Below are 16,380 nucleotides of genomic sequence, written 5' to 3'. Positions count from 1 at the left end.
AGGCTGCTCTCGGCCTGATGCGGACGACACGAAGGCAGGTCTCCTGGCTTGCGGGTCACGGCCTTGTCTCCCCACTTGGAGGGGAGGGGCTCGCCGCTTACAGTTGCGGGCACAGCGCCGGTTTCGAACCGGCTTCCCTTTTCACCGCCTTTTGAGGGGCGGCACCTTCGCTGAGCGCGTGGCTATCGCGGCGCAGCATGGCTTGTCAATGACCGGTTCAATGGCTAAGGGCGCGGCTCGTTTCTCCTCAGGCTGGTCGGAACCAGCCAATATCAGGAAATCAAGACATGAAGACCGATACCCATCCCGATTATCACATGATCAAGGTGCAGATGACCGACGGCACCGTATTCGAGACGCGCTCCACCTGGGGCAAGGAAGGCGATACGCTGCAGCTCGACATCGATCCGAAGGCTCACCCGGCCTGGACGGGCGGTCAGGGCAAGATGCTCGATACGGGCGGTCAGGTTGCGCGCTTCAACAAGCGCTTCGGCGGACTGACGCTCGGCAAGAAATAGTCGGATTGCCGGATGGTCCCCATCCTGGAGACCGAACGGCTGCGCCTTCGCTGCTTTCGCGAAGAGGATCTGGCCGCCCAGGCAAGCATGCTGGGCGACGAAGCGATCATGCAATTTCTCGGCGGCGTCAGGCAAAGCCGGGAAGAGACATGGCGGCGAATGCTCGCCATGATCGGTTGCTGGCCGACCTTCGGCTTTGGCTATTGGGCGATTGAGCGATTGTCGGACGGCGCCGTTCTCGGTCAGGTGGGCTTTGCCGACTATAAGCGCGATATAAACCCCTCGATCGACACTCTGCCTGAAATGGGCTGGGTCGTTGCGCGGCATGCGCATGGTCACGGTTATGCGGGGGAGGCCGTGGAGGCAGGCCTTCGCTGGGCGGATGCGCATCTGGCGGGGCGGGACATTGTCGCCATCATCGACCCCGGCAATGAAGCCTCCCTCGCTTTGGCCAAGAGGAGCGGCTTCAGCCAGTATGAGGAAGCGATGTACAAGGGCGCACCGATCCTGATTTTCCGCCGTTTCGCCCGGTCACCAGCCGCCGCCGCCACCACCGCCACCCCCGCCCCCTGACGATCCGCCGCCCCCCGATCCGCTGCTGGATCCCGGCGCGGTCGAGGAGGAAGATATGGTGCTGGTCAGCGACGACCCCACTCGATCGACGAAGCTGTCCGTGTCCGACCATGGGTTGCTATGGCCGGAATACCAGCCGAACGTAGATGCCGTTCCCGCAGCGGCGGCGGCGGCGAGAATGCGGGTGAAGCGGGAAGCCCATTCGTTCTCCACCTCCAGCGCGATGGCGTAAGGCAGGAATCTTTCGAATAGTTCCGGCGTTTTTTCCGGGGGGTGCAGCGTCTCGAGCCGCTCTTCCTCGGTGATGGCCAGATAGTGACGGAAACCTTCGATGCGATCCAGGACGCCGCGTCCCTCGCGTGTGTGCGCGGCCATCCACGAATAAGCGGAGATCACAACGGGCAAGGCGGCGAGCGGTATCAGGAGCGGCAGCACGCGTCCGGTCGCCAATGCCATGCCGATGGTGGCAAATCCGAGGCCGAACGCGATCAGGCCGATGAAGGCCAGGCCGATCTGACCCGGCAGGCCCAGCTTCGAGTCGGGCTTGCGCGAGCACCGATAGAGGAATGTGGCCAGGGCGAGTGCGGCCAGCCCCGCCAGCGGGAGCCTGATCGCCATCAGCGAGTCGATTCCAAGGGATGCCGTCAACAACACGGCCGCCGCCGTCAGCCAGATCGCGACGAACAAAGCCAATGTTCCCCAGACCGCCCACATCCAGTTTCGGACGAACAGGCTGCCTTCGAACTGCCTTTTGAGACTGGCCCGAAGCGCATTTTGCGCCCCGCTGAACGTCGCATGATTCTTGTCGTCCATGAGCACCGAATTGCCGCCTTCGAACAATTTGGTCATCATGTCGGCTTCGGCGGATGGGACGACCTGATCGCTATCCTTTCTTTCGATCGTCGTCCTTGCTCCTGTGAAGAAGCCCTTTTCGCCTTCAACGAGGCGTAGTTTGCCGAGGACGCCGAGTTGCACGAGTGCTGCCGCGAAAGCGCGATTGTCCGAACCCATTTTCCTGATGTAGCGGACGGCCGCCGCCGACAAGCCTTCCGGTGGTGAGAAGATGGGAACGATCGTCCCGGGCCTGGGATTGCGGCCGGCGCGGCGCCATGCGTGAAAGTAGAAGCCGAATACGCCGAGCAATCCCACCAGCGCAACGGCAGGCGGCCCGTTGTCCTGCAGCCACCAGCCGAACCGGGTCGATGGGCCGGGCGGTGAAACGACTCCCTTCGGCCATGCGACTGCGACGGTCAGACCTTCATAAATACCGAGCGGTGCGGTGGTACGGAACCAGATGTCGCCAGGCCGCTCAGCGACGATTCTCGCATTGTCGCCGGAAGCGCCTTGCGGTCCGGTATAGAAAGCGCGTTGGCCGAAAGGGGCAGGCTGAGGCAGCCTGATCCGTGCCTCGGCCACGTCGATGGGAAATATCCAGCCATTGCCGGTCGCGTTCCAATAGAGCTCGTCATAATCCCGGAAGAAGCCGAGTTGTCGCGTAGTTCGGTAGCGAATCACATATTCATGCTCGCCGATGGGCAGGAATATATCCTCGTCGCCAATGAGGATGCGCACGCCATTTCCTTCAGGCGATGCCTTCCATGGCTCGGGCTGGCCATTTCGCCGCACTTCGGAAACGTCGAACCCCACCCGCATCCGGCGTCCGGCGGGACCCCGATAATCGGTCGGAAAGTCGCGATAAATCCCGCGCTTTATGGCGACGCCTTCGACACGCACGCGGATGGTTTCGGTGACGGAAAGCGCACCATCCGCTTCGACCTGCACATCGCTCAAGAAGTGAAGGATTCGTTCCTCGGCATTGGCAGGGCCGGGCGCGATGAACACCAGCGCCGCCAGGAGCGCCAGCAGCCAACGCACGATCAGGCCCCGTTCCCAAACCGGACCACCGGTGCGGTCTGGATGGAAATATCGTCATCCGCATAGAAGGGCTCTTCGGAAAAGCCCATGGGCCTGGCCATCAGCACGTCCGGAAAGGATTGAATGCGCGTGTTGAGGTCGCGAACCGTGGCGTTGTAATAGCGCCGCGCTCCCTGCAATTCGCTCTCGATCTCTGACAGCTCATCCTGGAGCTGGCGGAAATTATCGTCAGCCTTGAGGTCGGGATAAGCTTCGGCGACCGCCATCAGGCGCCCAAGCATCGCCGTGAAGGCATTATCGGCGATCGCCGTCTCCTCGACACCGCGTGCCTTGGTCGGATCGGTGCGATGGGCAGTGACCTCGTTGAGCGTCTCGCGCTCGTGGGTCGCATAGCCTTCGACGCTGCTGACCAGATTGGGAATCAGGTCCGCCCGCCGCCGCAATTGAACGGTGATGCCGCTCCAGCCCTCCCTGACCAAAGCGCGCAGGCGAACCAGGCGATTATATACTATGATGGCGTAGAGCCCGACCAGAACCAGGACACCGATTGCGATCCAACCAGCCATAGATCTCCCCTCCCGTTGCAAGCGATCATAGGGCCACGCCCGCGGCGAGTCGATCAAATGCGCCGGGTGCTCGTCGACCGAAAGGCCCGGGGAGGGGAGACTTGATGCTTGCCGTCACCGGCGCCAGCGCGCCGACACCGAAGCCGTCCGGTTGAAGCTAAGCCCGGATCAGAAGGCGGGAATGCCCGTGATGGCCCGGCCCAGGATCAGGCCGTGGACGTCATGCGTGCCTTCGTAGGTGTTCACGGTCTCGAGATTGGCGGCATGGCGCATGACATGGAACTCGGCGCTGATGCCGTTGCCGCCGTGCATGTCGCGGGCAATCCGGGCGATATCCAGGGCCTTGCCGCAATTGTTGCGCTTGATGAGACTGATCGTTTCCGGGATCATCTCGCCCTCGTCCAGGCGGCGGCCGACGCGCAGCGCTGCCTGGAGGCCGAGCGTGATCTCGGTGATCATGTTGGCGAGCTTCATCTGGACGAGTTGAGTGGCGGCAAGCGGGCGGCCGAACTGCTGGCGCTCGAGCGTGTAGCGACGGGCAGCGTCGTAACACGCTTCCGCAGCACCCATCGAACCCCAGGCGATGCCGTAGCGCGCCCGGTTTAGACAGCCGAACGGCCCCTTCAGCCCGCTGACATCGGGAAGGAGATTTTCCTCTGGAACCTCGACATTGTCCATGACGATCTCGCCGGTAATCGAGGCGCGAAGGCTTAACTTCTCCTTGATTTTCGGTGCGCTCAGACCGGTCATTCCCTTTTCGAGGATGAAACCCTTGATCTTGCCGTCATGAGAGTCCGATTTGGCCCAGACGACGAATATGTCGGCCATCGGCGAATTGGTGATCCACATCTTGGCGCCGGAGAGTCGATAACCGCCATCGATCTTCTGCGCCCTAGTCCGCATCGACCCGGGATCGGATCCGGCGTCGGGCTCGGTGAGGCCGAAGCAGCCGAGCCACTCGCCGGCGGCCAGTTTGGGGAGGTACTTGTTTCGCTGCTCCTCGGTGCCATAGGCATGGATCGGATGCATCACCAATGACGATTGTACCGACATGGCGGACCGGTAGCCGGAATCGACTCGCTCGACCTCGCGGGCGACGAGGCCATAACTGACATAGTTGAGGCCCGCGCCGCCATATTGGGTTGGGATGGTCGCGCCGAGCAAGCCGAGCGCGCCCATTTCGTGGATGATGTCCCGGTCGAAATCCTCTTGAAGATAGGCTTTCGTCACGCGGGGCTGCAGTTTCTCCTGCGCATAGGCCGCCGCTGTATCGCGGACCATGCGCTCTTCGTCGGAAAGCTGGGCGGAAAGGTCGAACGGATCGGCCCAGTCGAACTGCAACATCTTCGCTTCGCTCATCATCTTCCTCTTGGTCGGTGCCCTGACTGCACGGCAAGCTTCGCCTAGCGGAGTGTCGGCCCAGTGGGAAGACGGGGGAAACAGGCCTTGCCGGCCGCAGGCGCTCCGTTACGGTGCCGGCGGGGCTTGGCTGATAAGGGGCGACAGGATGGCGATGCGAGCCCGTGCCATGGCGGCGGCGCAGACCGGCCTCGCACTCTTCACCTTCTCACTTATCTTCATGCAGCCGCAAATCCAGTTTCATGGGTTCAAGATCATTGCTGCCGATGGCTTGTTCCTGATCACGTTCGCAATCTGGCTCCTTGCCTTGGCCCTTGGAGGAGCGCGGCTGCGCTGGCATCCCTTCTTCTGGCTCCTGCTTCTCTATTTTGCAGCAATGGCCAATTCGGCGATATTCTCCCCCGATGTCCGGACGAGCATGATCAAGCTCCTCGGCACGCTCTATCTCCTGAGTTTACCGGTGATGGTCCTAAGCCTGGTCGAGAATGAGGATGATTTGCGTCGTCTCATGCGGACCTGGCTCGGCGCCACCGCCCTACTGGCGCTCATGGCACTGGCTTCACTGGTCCTGTTCGCCTGGCGGCCGGATCACCCGCTGTTGGACATCGCCCTGTTCGGTTTTGGGTCCTTGCCCGAGGGCCCCTATCCGCGGCTCCGTCTGAGCTTTGAAAATGCCAATATGCTATGTCATTATCTCAGTATCGGTCTGTTGCTTGCATTGGCGTCTCGGCAGGCCGGCTGGCTCCCCGCCGCTTCATTCCGCATCTTGCTGCTGGCTATCCTGGTAACGGCCCTCTTCACTTTATCGCCGGGGCTTGGCGGGCTGATTTTCTGCGGAGGCCTTTGGGCGGCGTTGCTACTGCGGCAGAGCGGGTCGCGGTGGACAAAAGGACCGGCCGCTGTCGGGATCGCTGGCGGACTGGCATTCCTGTTGGCGGCGATGATCGCGCCGCAAGTCCATGACACCGCGCCGTTCCTGATCCACGTGCCTTTTGCCGATGTCGGCATCGCACCGTCGGGGCGGATCATGACCTGGCTGGGCGCGCTGGACACTTTGCGTGCCGATCCGTTGCACGGTGGTGGGCTTGGTCTGGGGGCGACGTCCACGCTTTATCATGCGCCGACGCGCATGCAGGTTCTGACCGACGCCCATAATATTTTTCTCAATGTCGGCGCCGAAACGGGATTGCCGGGGCTGGTCGCGATCCTGTTGATGGCAGCGTGGCTGGCGAAGGTGGCGATGCCGTCCAGTCTCGAAGCTTTCGGTCCGGTACGGGCGGGCTTGGGAATCGCCGTTCTGGGCGCATTCATCTATCAGGGCCTGACTGGCTCGTTCGAAGATGCCCGCCATCTCTGGGTGCTGATCGGCCTTTTCCTTGCTGCGGACGCTATCGTCCGAAACAAACGCGCGAGATAGTTAAAGTCCCAGAGCCCTCCTGATCTCGCGCCAGTCGACAAGTTTGAAATTCTGCGCCTGTCCGTCATTTTCATCGTCCTGAACGACGATGATGCCTTCAGGAAATGTTCCCACCATTCCTCCCCTGGCGTCGATGCCGTCGGTCCCACTCACCGCATCCGCATCGACGCCCGCGCCGACCTTAAAGCGTCCGCGATAGATCGGAGCCTTGCCGTTCACTTGCCAGACCGCGAAGGCGCTGTCGCCCTGGCTCGACACCAGCACGAAGGTCCGGTCGGCGTCGCGCATGAGTGCGACGCCTTCCACATCGGCAACGAGGCGGCCACTGCCGTCGACGCCTTGAACAAGTTTCCGCTGGTCGCCTCCGTCAGGCGCGAACGAATAGGACCACAGACCCTTCGCTTCCTCCCCGATGTAGAGCCGGGCCGAACCATCATCCACGACGCAGCCTTCCGATTGCGATCCAATGGCGAAGCGGCGAACCTCGATTCCCCTCGGTTCGCCGCCCGTGCTGTCGATCCGGTATTGCCGGGCCTGTCCGTCCTTGCCGATCAATATGGCATGGAGTTCGGCTCCACTTTTGCCGAGGCAGAATCCATAAGGCTCGTCCAGATCCGAACGAATGAACCCCCACCGCCGAACCTGGTTGGCCGGGTCCGTAGAAGACGGATCGTAGAGATAGAGCGCAACGCCCATGCGTCCGCGGTCGCTCGCGCCTATGACAACCTGCTTGCGGCCGGCCACGGATACGTCCTCCCTCAGGTCGACATTGTTGAGCAGGCCTTCCGGAAGGAACTGAAGCTCGCGGCCGTCCAGGCCATAGAAATAGAGGCCGGCCTTCTTGTCGGTGCCGGCAATGAAACCCTGAACGGTTTCCCCGCCCAGGATTGCCGTCGTGCCGGCGGCGGCGGCCCAGATCGCCGGATCGTCCGCTGCGTCGGCATTGGCCGTCGCGACTGCCTTGGTTTCAAGCGCGGCGGGTACGGCCACCGTGCCGGCCGGGGGCGCATCGGCCGTCGATGATTCGGGAGCTTCCGAGGCGCAGGCATTGACCGCCATCAACAGGAGGCAGGCTGTCATCAGGCCGAAACGATAGTGCAAAGTTAGAGTCATGCTGTCCCCCTAAGGCCGGTCGGCAGGCGAATAGGACGCCTTTTGGTCTTTTCCATTACATTGGCTTTGGGGGCTCAATTGCAGATAAGATTTCTCTCGCTCGCGGGCTGTGCCGTCGTGGCTCTTTCCTCCCCGGCAGCATCCGAGGTTCCGGCCGACGCAGCCATCGAGGTGGCGGGGGGTGCCGCGAGCGATGACGATCAGGCCAATGCAGCGGACATCATCGTCACCGGCCGGATCGCCTTTCGGAACCGGACGGAAGACCCCAATCCGGTGCTTTCCTACGACCTTGAATATTTCCAGCGTTTCGAGCCTGTTTCCGTCGGCGAGATGCTGAAGCGGGTGCCCGGCGTGACGTTCACTTCGGACGTGCTGGAATATGACGGCGTACAGATGCGCGGCCTTCCGCCGGGTTTCACCCAAGTCCTGATCAACGGCCGCCGTGCCCCCGGCGGCGAGGCCGATCGCAGCTTCTTCGTGGATCGAATTCCCGCCGAGCTGGTCGAGCGGATCGAGATCGTTCGCGCCCCGCGCGCCGACCAGCCGAGCGAAGGGATGGCTGGAACGCTCAACATCGTGACGAAGGAGAGCGCATCGTTCGAAGGCGGCTTCGCCAAGGCCGGCGCTCTGATCAATCAGGATGGCGGCGTTCGCCCATCGGGCGCTATCGCTTATGCAACCACGATCGGCGAAACATCCATATGGGGAGCGCTTAATTATCAGGGGCGTCGCAATCCGAAGAAGAAGGTCAGCGATCGCTTTGGCGATGCTGTCGGCCGCGATGCCGACGAGACGGATCCCGAGTTCGACAATCGCGAGCTTCAAGCAGACACGCGCGACGGCACCGACATTTCAGGCAATGCCGAAATTTCCACGCGGATCGGCGCTGGACGCCTGCGCATCGCCGGATTGTTCGTGGACACAGACCGTGACGAGGACGAAACCTCACTCGAATATGAAGGCGAGGATCTCGAGCTCGATGGTGTCGAGATCCAGCGCGAGCGGATCAGCCAGCAAACCTACGCGCTTACGGCCGACGCGGCGATCCCGGTCGGAGGGGGAGAGCTTGGTCTCGCGGCCGGCTGGTCCGCCTTCAGGGACCAGACACTCACCGAGGTCGATGAAGGCGACACGCTGGAGGAAGCCGAGCTCGATGAACGCGAATTTCTCGACATCAAGGATGACGAATATTCCGCAACCGTTTCCTATACGCTGAAGCGGGATCGCTTTTCGGCCAAGGCGGGCATCGATTTTCTCGACAAGCAGCGTGACGGTTCCAACATCATCGATGGCGAGGACCCGGCCGCCGGCGCCATCTTCGAAATCAGCGAGAAGAGGTACGATCCTTATCTAAGGCTGACATTCGAGCCCTCCGAGCGGCTGAGCGTGGATCTCGGCGTCCGCTACGAAGTCACTCGCCGCGACGTCGTCAGCAACAGCGAGGAGGGCACTGGGACGTTCGGCGAAGCATCCTATGACGACGAAACCCTCAATCCATCATTCCATGCGCGTTTCGCGCCGACCAAAGCAGACCAGTTCCGCCTGTCGGTAGCCCGCACCGTCCGGCGACCGAATTACGACCTCATCTCGCCCTATCGTCAGGAGGAATCGCCGGCGGACGAGGACGAGACTGTCGGCAATCCGCTGCTGAAGAACGAACGCGCCTGGGGTGTGGACGTGGGTTATGAAAGGCGGCTTGGCGGAAAAGGGATCGTCGGCATCAATTTCTTCTATCGCGACATCAAGGACCTCATCGAATTGGTGACAACCGGTGAGGATCCGCTGAATGGCGAGCCGGGAAACGTCTACCAGCCGCGCAATATCGGTGATGGCCAGACCTGGGGTTTCGAAATCGACCTTTCGGCGCCCCTCACCAGCCTGGGGATGCCCGATACCGGCGTCTTCGCAAATTACACTTATCTGGACAGCAAGACGCGCGATCCGTTCACCGGCGAGAATCGCCGGTTCAACAACCAGCCGCACCATGTCTACAATATCGGCTTCATTCAGACCGTGCGTAGCATGGATGCAAGCTTTGGTGCGTCGCTGTCCGGGCGAAGCCGGGCGCTTGAATCGAATTTCGACGAGACCGTCGACCTTCGTTACGGCCAGGATCTGGAAGCCTTTGTCGAAAAGAGGTTCGGGCGTCACATCGTGCTTCGTCTGTCGGCGCAAAATTTGCTAAACCGGTCCAAGCGCGAGATATTCCGAAAGTTCGATGGCGATTCCCTCGAAGAGGTGCTCGACGCCCGCGCCAATGGCGATATCGACGAATATGAGCGCGAACGGGAAAGGTCGGGCCGTTTGTTCCAGGTGACGCTCCGCGCCGCTTTCTGAAGAAGGAGGCGGAGGGCGCGTCGACAGGAGGCTATGCAAGCAGCCGGCTGAACGGGCTCGTTTTCCTGAGTGTCAGAACGAACCGGGCGCGCGGTTGCATCACGGAGATTTTCCACAATCGCCCGGTTGATGCCTTTGCCATATGTCCTACGATGATCCTTTTTCAGGAAGATGGGGACGATGATGAGACGGACCTGGCTGCGCGGCGTGGCGGCTCTCGCGCTTGCCTTTTCAGCTCCGGCTTCGATTGGCGCCCCGCAAATCTCTCCCCCCAACGATATCGGAGTGACTGCCCCTGCCTCGGCGTTCAGGCAGGAGCCAGGCAGCGACTATTTTCTCGCCAATTATACGGAATATGAGACCTATCTGAAAAGGCTGGCCGGAGAATCCGATCGGATAAAGCTCGTCGACATCGGCAAGAGTTCGGAAGGACGGACGCAATGGATGGCGATCGTCTCATCGCCCGCCAATCTCGCCCGGCTCGACACCTATCGGGACATTGCCCGGCGTCTCGCCAAGGCGGAGGGACTGGACGACGAACAGGCGCACGCGCTGGCGCAGCAAGGCAAGGCGGTGGTCTGGATCGATGCCGGCATGCACGCCACCGAGACGGTCACCACCCAAAGTCAGATCCACGTCCTCTACCGGCTTCTGACCGGAAACGATGCGGAGACACTGCGGATCCTGGATGACGTCATCATTCTCTTCGGCCATGCCAATCCGGACGGGCTGCAGCTGGTCGCCGACTGGTATATGCGCAAGACCGATCCCGAGAAGCGCGAGTTTGGATCGATCCCGCGACTTTACCAGAAATATGTGGGGCACGATAATAATCGCGATTATTTCACGTCGCACATGGCGGAAACGACCAACATCAACCGGGTCCTGTTCCGGCAATGGTTTCCGCAGATCGTCTTCAACCAGCACCAGACCGGTCCGGCAGGGACGGTGGTCTTCGCGCCGCCGTTCCGCGATCCGTTTAATTTCAATTACGATCCGTTGGTGATGAGCCAATTGAGCGAGGTCGGGGCTGCCATGCACAGCCGGCTCATTGCCGAAGGCAAGCCCGGGTCCACGATGCGTAGCGGCGCCCCTTATTCGACCTGGCACAATGGGATGGAACGCTCGATTGCCTATTTCCATAATTCGATCGGATTGCTGACGGAGATAATCGGCGGGCCGACCCCCGAACGCATCCCGCTCGTTCCGGACACCCAACTGCCGCGGAACGACGAGCCGATGCCGGTCGCACCCGGCCCTTGGCATTTGCGCGACAGCCTGGAATATCAATGGTCGCTGAACCGCGCCGTGCTGGATTATGCGTCCCGGAACCGCGAGCGGCTCTTGTTCAATATCTACCGGATGGGATCGAACAATATCGCGCGCGGCAGCCGCGACCATTGGACGGTCACGCCCAGGCGGATCGATGCGTTGAAGGAAGCTGCGGGCGACGCCCCCCCGCCGGCAGAGGATGGGATCGGCGCCCGTGCCGAAAACCGGGTGGCTACCGGCCTTTACGACAAAGTGCTGCGCGATCCGGCCTTGCGCGATCCGAGAGGTTATGTCGTCCCGGCCGGGCAGGCCGACATGCCCACCGTGACGGCGTTTCTCAACAGCTTGATCAAGAACGGCATCGACGTCGAGAAAGCCGATGAGGCCTTTTCTCTCGGCGGAGCGAAATATCCGGTCGGCAGCTTCGTCGTGAAGGCGGCCCAGGCCTATCGATCGCATGTGATCGATATGTTCGAACCGCAGGACCATCCTCACGACCTCGAATATCCGGGCGGTCCTCCCACGCCTCCTTACGACATCGCTGGTTACACCCTAGCCTATCAGATGGGCATCGCGTTCGACCGGATCATGGAAGCCATGGACGGCCCCTTCGTGCGCGTGCCCGATCTGCTTTCCCCCGAGCCCGGCAGAATCATAGGGGAGGGAAGGGCCGGTTGGCTGATCCCCCATGACGCCAATCAAAGCTTCACATTGACCAACAGGCTGCTGGCGGCAGGAATAGGGGTGTCCTGGCTGAAGACCTCCTCCAGGGCAGGAGGGCGTCGTCTCAAGCCCGGTGCGATCTGGGTGCCGCGATCGGCCCGCGCGCTGGAGATATTGGAAGAAGGTACGGCCGGACTGGGCATCAATGCTTATGGTCTTCCGACTACACCCCTGGGAGAGCTTCTGGCCTTGATGCCGCCGCGGATCGGCCTGGTCGATCAATATGGCGGCGTGATGCAGGCAGATTGGACGCAATGGCTGCTCGAGCAGCACGAATTCCCATTCCGGAGGGTCTTTCCGCAGGAACTGGATGCGGGCGGCCTCGGCGAGAAGTACGATGTGCTCGTCTTCGCGGACGATACGATCCCCTTCGACAAGGACAGCCTCTATCACCCAGGGCGGTCAAGCCCGCAGCCCGAGGCGAGGGACATACCGGCCGACCTTCGTTCCAGGCTCGGTCTTATCACGACGGAAAGGACCGTGCCGCAGATCGCAGCCTTCGCGCGGGCCGGCGGAACCGTCATAACCATTGGAAGCGCCAATCGATTGGCCGAACTGATCGGCGCGCCGGCCAAGGCGGCGTTGGCGAAAGAAGGCAAGCCGCTGCCTCGCACGTCTTTCTTCATCCCGGGCTCGCTGGTTTCGGCGCGCGTCGATAATGGCCAGCCGCTCGCTTACGGCATGCCGGAGCGGGTCGACATGTTTTTCGCGAACAGCCAGTCATTCCAGGCCACGGGCAGCGGCGCCGTGCCGATATCCTGGTATGACCAGGAAAATCCGCTGCGTAGCGGCTGGGCGCTGGGCCAGGACAAGCTGAAGGGAACGATAGCAATCGTCGATGCCGATATCGGCAAGGGCAAGGTCTTCATGATGGGCCCGGAAGTCACTCAGCGCGCGCAGCCTTATGCGACGTTCAAATTCCTGTTCAACGGGCTTTTATACGGGCCTGCGGTGACAGCCGAATGATAGATAGGGACCTGGCGCAAAGCCATGTGTGCGGCCGTTTTTCAGAGAAATTCGGGAGTCCGGCGATCGAAATATGATGCACCGGGCCCGCATGGAAACGGGCTGGAGCGGATGCGTCATTTCTTTAACCGATGGATGAGAGCGACGATCGGCGCACCAACGAGCATTCCGACGATCGCCGATCCCGCCGCGGTCACGATCCAGCCGAAAACAGAGGGGAGAAACGGTACCGCATGTTCCGCTGCCAGGGCCAAATCATGGATCCAATCGCCGATCTTGCTCCACCCGAACTCTTCCAGGCCGTGGACGATGATCCCGCCGCCGACCCATATCATTGCCGCGGTCCCGATCGTGGACAGGCCGCTGAGCAGCGTCGGCATTGCCCTCACCAGCAGCCGGCCCAAAGCTTGCACGCCGGTTTGGCTGCGTTGGGCGAGATGGAGGCCGATATCGTCCATCTTCACGATCAGTGCGACGACGCCATATACTCCGATCGTGATTGCAATACCGACCGCCGCCAGCACCACCGCCTGCATGGGAAGTGAGCGTTCCGAGAGGTCCGCCAGCGCGATCGCCATGATTTCGGCCGACAGGATGAAATCGGTGCGTATAGCCCCGCTGACCTGGCGTTTTTCTAACTCTCCGGGATCTTTTATCTCGGTAACGTCCTCTTCGTGATGGATGCCCCCGAAAAGGCTTTCGGCGATCTTTTCGGTGGCTTCGAAACTGAGATACGCGCCACCCAGCATCAGAATGGGCGTGATCGCCCACGGCGCAAGCGCGGCCAGGAACATCGCCGCCGGAAGCAGGAACAGCAATTTGTTCTTCAGCGAACCGCGAGCGATCTTGGCGATTATGGGCAATTCCCGGTCGGGCGATAGCCCGACCACGTAACGCGGGGTCACCGCCGTATCGTCGATCACCACCCCGGCGGCCTTTGCCCCCGTCTTTCCTGCGGCGCCGGCAACATCGTCGAGGGATGCGGCGGCGAGCTTCGTGAGGGCTGCGACATCGTCCAGCAGCGCGACCAATCCAGACGGCATCAATTCCTCAGGGCTGTTTGTTGGAATACGCTTCGGCTGGAAGTAAGTGCCGTTGGCGGATGGGGTGGGATTCGAACCCACGGTGAGCGTGAACCCACGGCGGTTTTCAAGACCGCTGCCTTAAACCACTCGGCCACCCATCCGGCGCCGACGCCTTAAGGCGTTCGAGACCTTTCGCGCAAGCGCCGCAGCCCTAGAACCATCCCGGCGAGAAGGACAGGGGAGCGGTCTTTCGTGCATCGGGAGCGACGGGAAGAGTATCGGCGCGCCGGCGCTTGTGGCAGAAGGCTTGTGAAAAAGGGGAGAAATATGCGCATTTTCAACCGCGTGGCAGTCATCGCCCTCGCCGCCTCGCTGCCGTGGACCGGCTTGGCCCTCAGCGGGGCCGCGAGTGCACAATCCCAAACATATACCGATGAGGGGTTCCGGGCCTATCTTCCCCAGCTCAGGGCCCAGGCGCTCGCGGCCGGCGTCGACCGCCAAACGGTGGACAGCATCTTTGCCAGCCTGAGTTTCAGCGCCCGGACGGTGGAACTGGACCGGGCCCAGCCGGGCGGGAGCGCGGGCAGCAGCGCGATCCCGCCCTTTGCTCCGTATCGGGAGCGCCATGTCAACGCCGCGCTCATCAGCCGGGGGCGGGATCGCTATGCCTCGAACACAGGCCAGCTTAACGCCATTGCGCGCCGTTATGGCGTCACGCCGTCCGTTTTGGTTGCGATCTGGGGGCATGAAACCAGCTATGGTGCCGTGACCGGCGATTTCGATCTCCTGAACTCGCTAGCGTCACTCGCTTATGAGGGCAGGCGGCGCGACTTGTTCGCAGGCGAATTCATAGCCACGCTGAAGCTGATTGATCGCGGCATTCCGCGGAGCCGGCTGGTCGGTAGCTGGGCGGGAGCGACCGGTTATCCCCAATTCCTGCCAAGCGTATATCTCCGGCTCGCCGTCGACGGCGATGGAGACGGCCGTTCGGACATCTGGCGGAGCCAGCCGGATGCGCTCGCATCGATTGCGAATTATCTCAGCAATGCGGGCTGGAAGCCCAATGTGCCCTGGGGGGTCGCGGTGCGGGTACCCGACGGATATGATCGGTCAGGCATGGCCAACCGGCTTTCTTCGCCGCGCTGCCCCAGGGTGCACGAGCGGCACAGCCGTTGGTTGTCGATCGGGGAATGGCGTCGGCTGGGCATCGTGCCGCTCGGCGCGCGGGTGCCGGCCGATAGCGAGATGGCATCGCTGCTGGAACCGGACGGCCCCGGGAAAACGGCCTATCTGCTGACCACCAACTACCGCACGATTCTCGATTACAATTGTTCGAACTTCTACGCATTGTCGGTAGGGCTGCTTGCGGACGCCGTCTCGCGCTGAGCTCTGGCATGCGGGCAGGGGAGTGGCTAAAGCATCTCAATGCGTGGTGTAAAATATTTTAGGATCGGCTTGAACAATGAAGCGTAAGGCGCTGTTTTCAATAATCTCTTCTGTTTCAATTGCCTTGCCAGCTGCGGCCGCCGCGCCTCCGTTCGATACCCCGGCGCGGGTCGCCTATCTCATTGATCTATCCTCCGGCGCGGTTCTCTACGCCAAGGATGCCGGGGTTCGCATCCCGCCCGCATCGATGGCGAAGATGATGACCGCCCATATCGCCTTTCACCGCATCAAAGCGGGCAAGCTCAAGCTGAGCCAGATGTGTCAGGTGCGTCCGGAAACGTGGCAGCAATGGCATGGTCCGGCCGCCGGCTCCACCATGTTCCTGTCGCCAGGCGAGCAGGTCAGCGTCGAGAATCTGCTCCACGGCATCGTCACCTTGTCCGGCAATGATGCCAGCGTCGTGCTCGCCGAATGTATTGCAGGGACGGAGCCTGCTTTCGCCGCGTTGATGAACGAAGAGGCGAAGCGGATCGGCATGACCAATTCCAACTTCGGGAATTCCAATGGGTGGCCCGACGAGGGCGTGACATTCACGACGGCGCACGATCTCGCCAGACTGGCCGAGGCGACGATCCTTGAAACCCCCGATCTCTACAAGAAATTCTACACCCAGGAGAGCTTCACCTGGGGCCGAACCATGGGGGGAAACCAGCCCATTACACAGGGCAACCGCAACCCGCTGCTCGGCAAGGTTGCCGGCGCCGACGGCCTCAAGACCGGTCATACGCAGGAAGCTGGCTATGGATTTACGGGCTCGGCCGAGCAGAATGGCCGGCGGCTGATCATGGTGGTCGCAGGGCTGGGCAGCTACAATCAGCGGATCGACGAGAGCGTAAAATTCATGAACTGGGGGTTTCGTGCCTGGAACGCCCAGCCTTTGTTTGCCAAGGGAGAGAAAGTCGGCCGCGCCAAGGTGCAAATGGGCGGTGAGACCGAGGTACAGCTCGTAGCGCCGCGCGATCTTGCTGTCACCGTACCGGCCGGTTCGGTGGGCACTATCCGGGCCAAGATCGTCTATCAGGGGCCGGTCAAGGCGCCAATCAAGGCCGGCCAGCATATCGCCGACCTCGTCGTCACGACCGGCGACACGCCACCTCAGACCATGCCTCTCATTGCCGCATCGGCGGTCGAGGAGGCGGGTTTCTTCGGGCGCATCTGGGCAGCCCTTGCCTCGCTCTTCTCCTGATGGA

The 16,380-nt window shown here is 61.8% G+C and carries 12 protein-coding genes, 1 tRNA gene and 1 riboswitch; of the genes, 7 read left to right on the top strand and 6 right to left on the bottom strand.

Annotation, left to right across the window (positions count from 1 at the left end):
* Positions 1–16: 16 nt before the first annotated feature.
* Positions 17–184: riboswitch (cobalamin riboswitch) on the bottom strand.
* Between the two features lie 103 nt (positions 185–287).
* Complete coding sequence (gene rpmE / locus RQX22_RS01775) at positions 288–518, top strand: 50S ribosomal protein L31 (protein ID WP_315723081.1); 231 nt, start codon at positions 288–290, stop codon at positions 516–518.
* Between the two features lie 12 nt (positions 519–530).
* Positions 531–1,091, top strand: coding sequence for a GNAT family N-acetyltransferase (locus tag RQX22_RS01770; RefSeq protein WP_315723080.1), 561 nt, complete (start codon positions 531–533; stop codon positions 1,089–1,091).
* Here RQX22_RS01770 and RQX22_RS01765 read toward each other — a convergent pair.
* From RQX22_RS01765 to RQX22_RS01755, 3 genes are all read right to left on the bottom strand, one after another.
* Positions 1,050–2,966: a DUF2207 domain-containing protein gene (locus RQX22_RS01765; protein WP_315723078.1), complete on the bottom strand. Its 1,917-nt coding sequence runs from the start codon at positions 2,964–2,966 to the stop codon at positions 1,050–1,052. The genes RQX22_RS01770 and RQX22_RS01765 overlap by 42 nt on opposite strands.
* 2 nt (positions 2,967–2,968) lie before the next feature.
* Complete coding sequence (locus RQX22_RS01760; RefSeq protein ID WP_315723076.1) at positions 2,969–3,532, bottom strand: LemA family protein; 564 nt, start codon at positions 3,530–3,532, stop codon at positions 2,969–2,971.
* 168 nt (positions 3,533–3,700) lie between these two features.
* Positions 3,701–4,891, bottom strand: coding sequence for an acyl-CoA dehydrogenase (locus tag RQX22_RS01755; RefSeq protein ID WP_315723512.1), 1,191 nt, complete (start codon positions 4,889–4,891; stop codon positions 3,701–3,703).
* 148 nt (positions 4,892–5,039) lie between these two features.
* Between RQX22_RS01755 and RQX22_RS01750 the strand changes: the two genes are divergently transcribed.
* Positions 5,040–6,308: an O-antigen ligase family protein gene (locus tag RQX22_RS01750; RefSeq protein ID WP_315723074.1), complete on the top strand. Its 1,269-nt coding sequence runs from the start codon at positions 5,040–5,042 to the stop codon at positions 6,306–6,308.
* On the opposite strand, the gene RQX22_RS01745 is transcribed toward RQX22_RS01750, so the two are convergent.
* Complete coding sequence (locus RQX22_RS01745) at positions 6,309–7,421, bottom strand: phytase (protein WP_315723072.1); 1,113 nt, start codon at positions 7,419–7,421, stop codon at positions 6,309–6,311. It abuts the gene before it with no gap.
* 117 nt (positions 7,422–7,538) lie between these two features.
* Between RQX22_RS01745 and RQX22_RS01740 the strand changes: the two genes are divergently transcribed.
* Entirely contained in the window at positions 7,539–9,758 is a 2,220-nt protein-coding gene (locus tag RQX22_RS01740; RefSeq protein ID WP_315723070.1) for a TonB-dependent receptor plug domain-containing protein, read from the top strand.
* A gap of 180 nt (positions 9,759–9,938) precedes the next feature.
* Positions 9,939–12,719 carry a M14 family metallopeptidase gene (locus tag RQX22_RS01735; RefSeq protein WP_315723068.1) on the top strand — a complete coding sequence of 927 codons (2,781 nt, stop codon included), beginning with the start codon at positions 9,939–9,941 and terminating at the stop codon, positions 12,717–12,719.
* A gap of 116 nt (positions 12,720–12,835) precedes the next feature.
* On the opposite strand, the gene RQX22_RS01730 is transcribed toward RQX22_RS01735, so the two are convergent.
* Both RQX22_RS01730 and RQX22_RS01725 read right to left on the bottom strand, forming a co-directional pair.
* Entirely contained in the window at positions 12,836–13,762 is a 927-nt protein-coding gene (locus RQX22_RS01730) for a DUF808 domain-containing protein (RefSeq protein WP_315723066.1), read from the bottom strand.
* A 53-nt stretch (positions 13,763–13,815) separates the two neighbouring features.
* Positions 13,816–13,905 (bottom strand) — tRNA-Ser (locus RQX22_RS01725).
* A 166-nt stretch (positions 13,906–14,071) separates the two neighbouring features.
* Here RQX22_RS01725 and RQX22_RS01720 point away from each other — a divergent pair.
* On the top strand, positions 14,072–15,130 hold the full coding sequence (locus tag RQX22_RS01720) for a lytic murein transglycosylase (protein ID WP_315723064.1): 1,059 nt from the start codon (positions 14,072–14,074) through the stop codon (positions 15,128–15,130).
* A 76-nt stretch (positions 15,131–15,206) separates the two neighbouring features.
* Entirely contained in the window at positions 15,207–16,376 is a 1,170-nt protein-coding gene (locus RQX22_RS01715) for a D-alanyl-D-alanine carboxypeptidase family protein (protein ID WP_315723062.1), read from the top strand.
* The last annotated feature ends 4 nt before the right edge of the window (positions 16,377–16,380 follow it).

This window comes from Sphingosinicella rhizophila (assembly GCF_032378825.1).
Classification (GTDB): Bacteria; Pseudomonadota; Alphaproteobacteria; order Sphingomonadales; family Sphingomonadaceae; genus Allosphingosinicella; species Allosphingosinicella rhizophila.
The sequence above is the reverse complement of the archived record's forward strand: the minus strand, read 5'-3'. Positions and strand labels throughout refer to the sequence as shown.

Coding starts and splice junctions, on each gene's coding strand:
- RQX22_RS01755 (WP_315723512.1), bottom strand. CDS start 4,891: ATGAGCGAAGCGAAGATGTTGCAGTTCGACTGGGCCGATCCGTTCGAC.
- RQX22_RS01750 (WP_315723074.1), top strand. CDS start 5,040: ATGGCGATGCGAGCCCGTGCCATGGCGGCGGCGCAGACCGGCCTCGCA.
- rpmE (WP_315723081.1), top strand. CDS start 288: ATGAAGACCGATACCCATCCCGATTATCACATGATCAAGGTGCAGATG.
- RQX22_RS01770 (WP_315723080.1), top strand. CDS start 531: ATGGTCCCCATCCTGGAGACCGAACGGCTGCGCCTTCGCTGCTTTCGC.
- RQX22_RS01730 (WP_315723066.1), bottom strand. CDS start 13,762: ATGCCGTCTGGATTGGTCGCGCTGCTGGACGATGTCGCAGCCCTCACG.
- RQX22_RS01715 (WP_315723062.1), top strand. CDS start 15,207: ATGAAGCGTAAGGCGCTGTTTTCAATAATCTCTTCTGTTTCAATTGCC.
- RQX22_RS01720 (WP_315723064.1), top strand. CDS start 14,072: ATGCGCATTTTCAACCGCGTGGCAGTCATCGCCCTCGCCGCCTCGCTG.
- RQX22_RS01735 (WP_315723068.1), top strand. CDS start 9,939: ATGATGAGACGGACCTGGCTGCGCGGCGTGGCGGCTCTCGCGCTTGCC.
- RQX22_RS01745 (WP_315723072.1), bottom strand. CDS start 7,421: ATGACTCTAACTTTGCACTATCGTTTCGGCCTGATGACAGCCTGCCTC.
- RQX22_RS01760 (WP_315723076.1), bottom strand. CDS start 3,532: ATGGCTGGTTGGATCGCAATCGGTGTCCTGGTTCTGGTCGGGCTCTAC.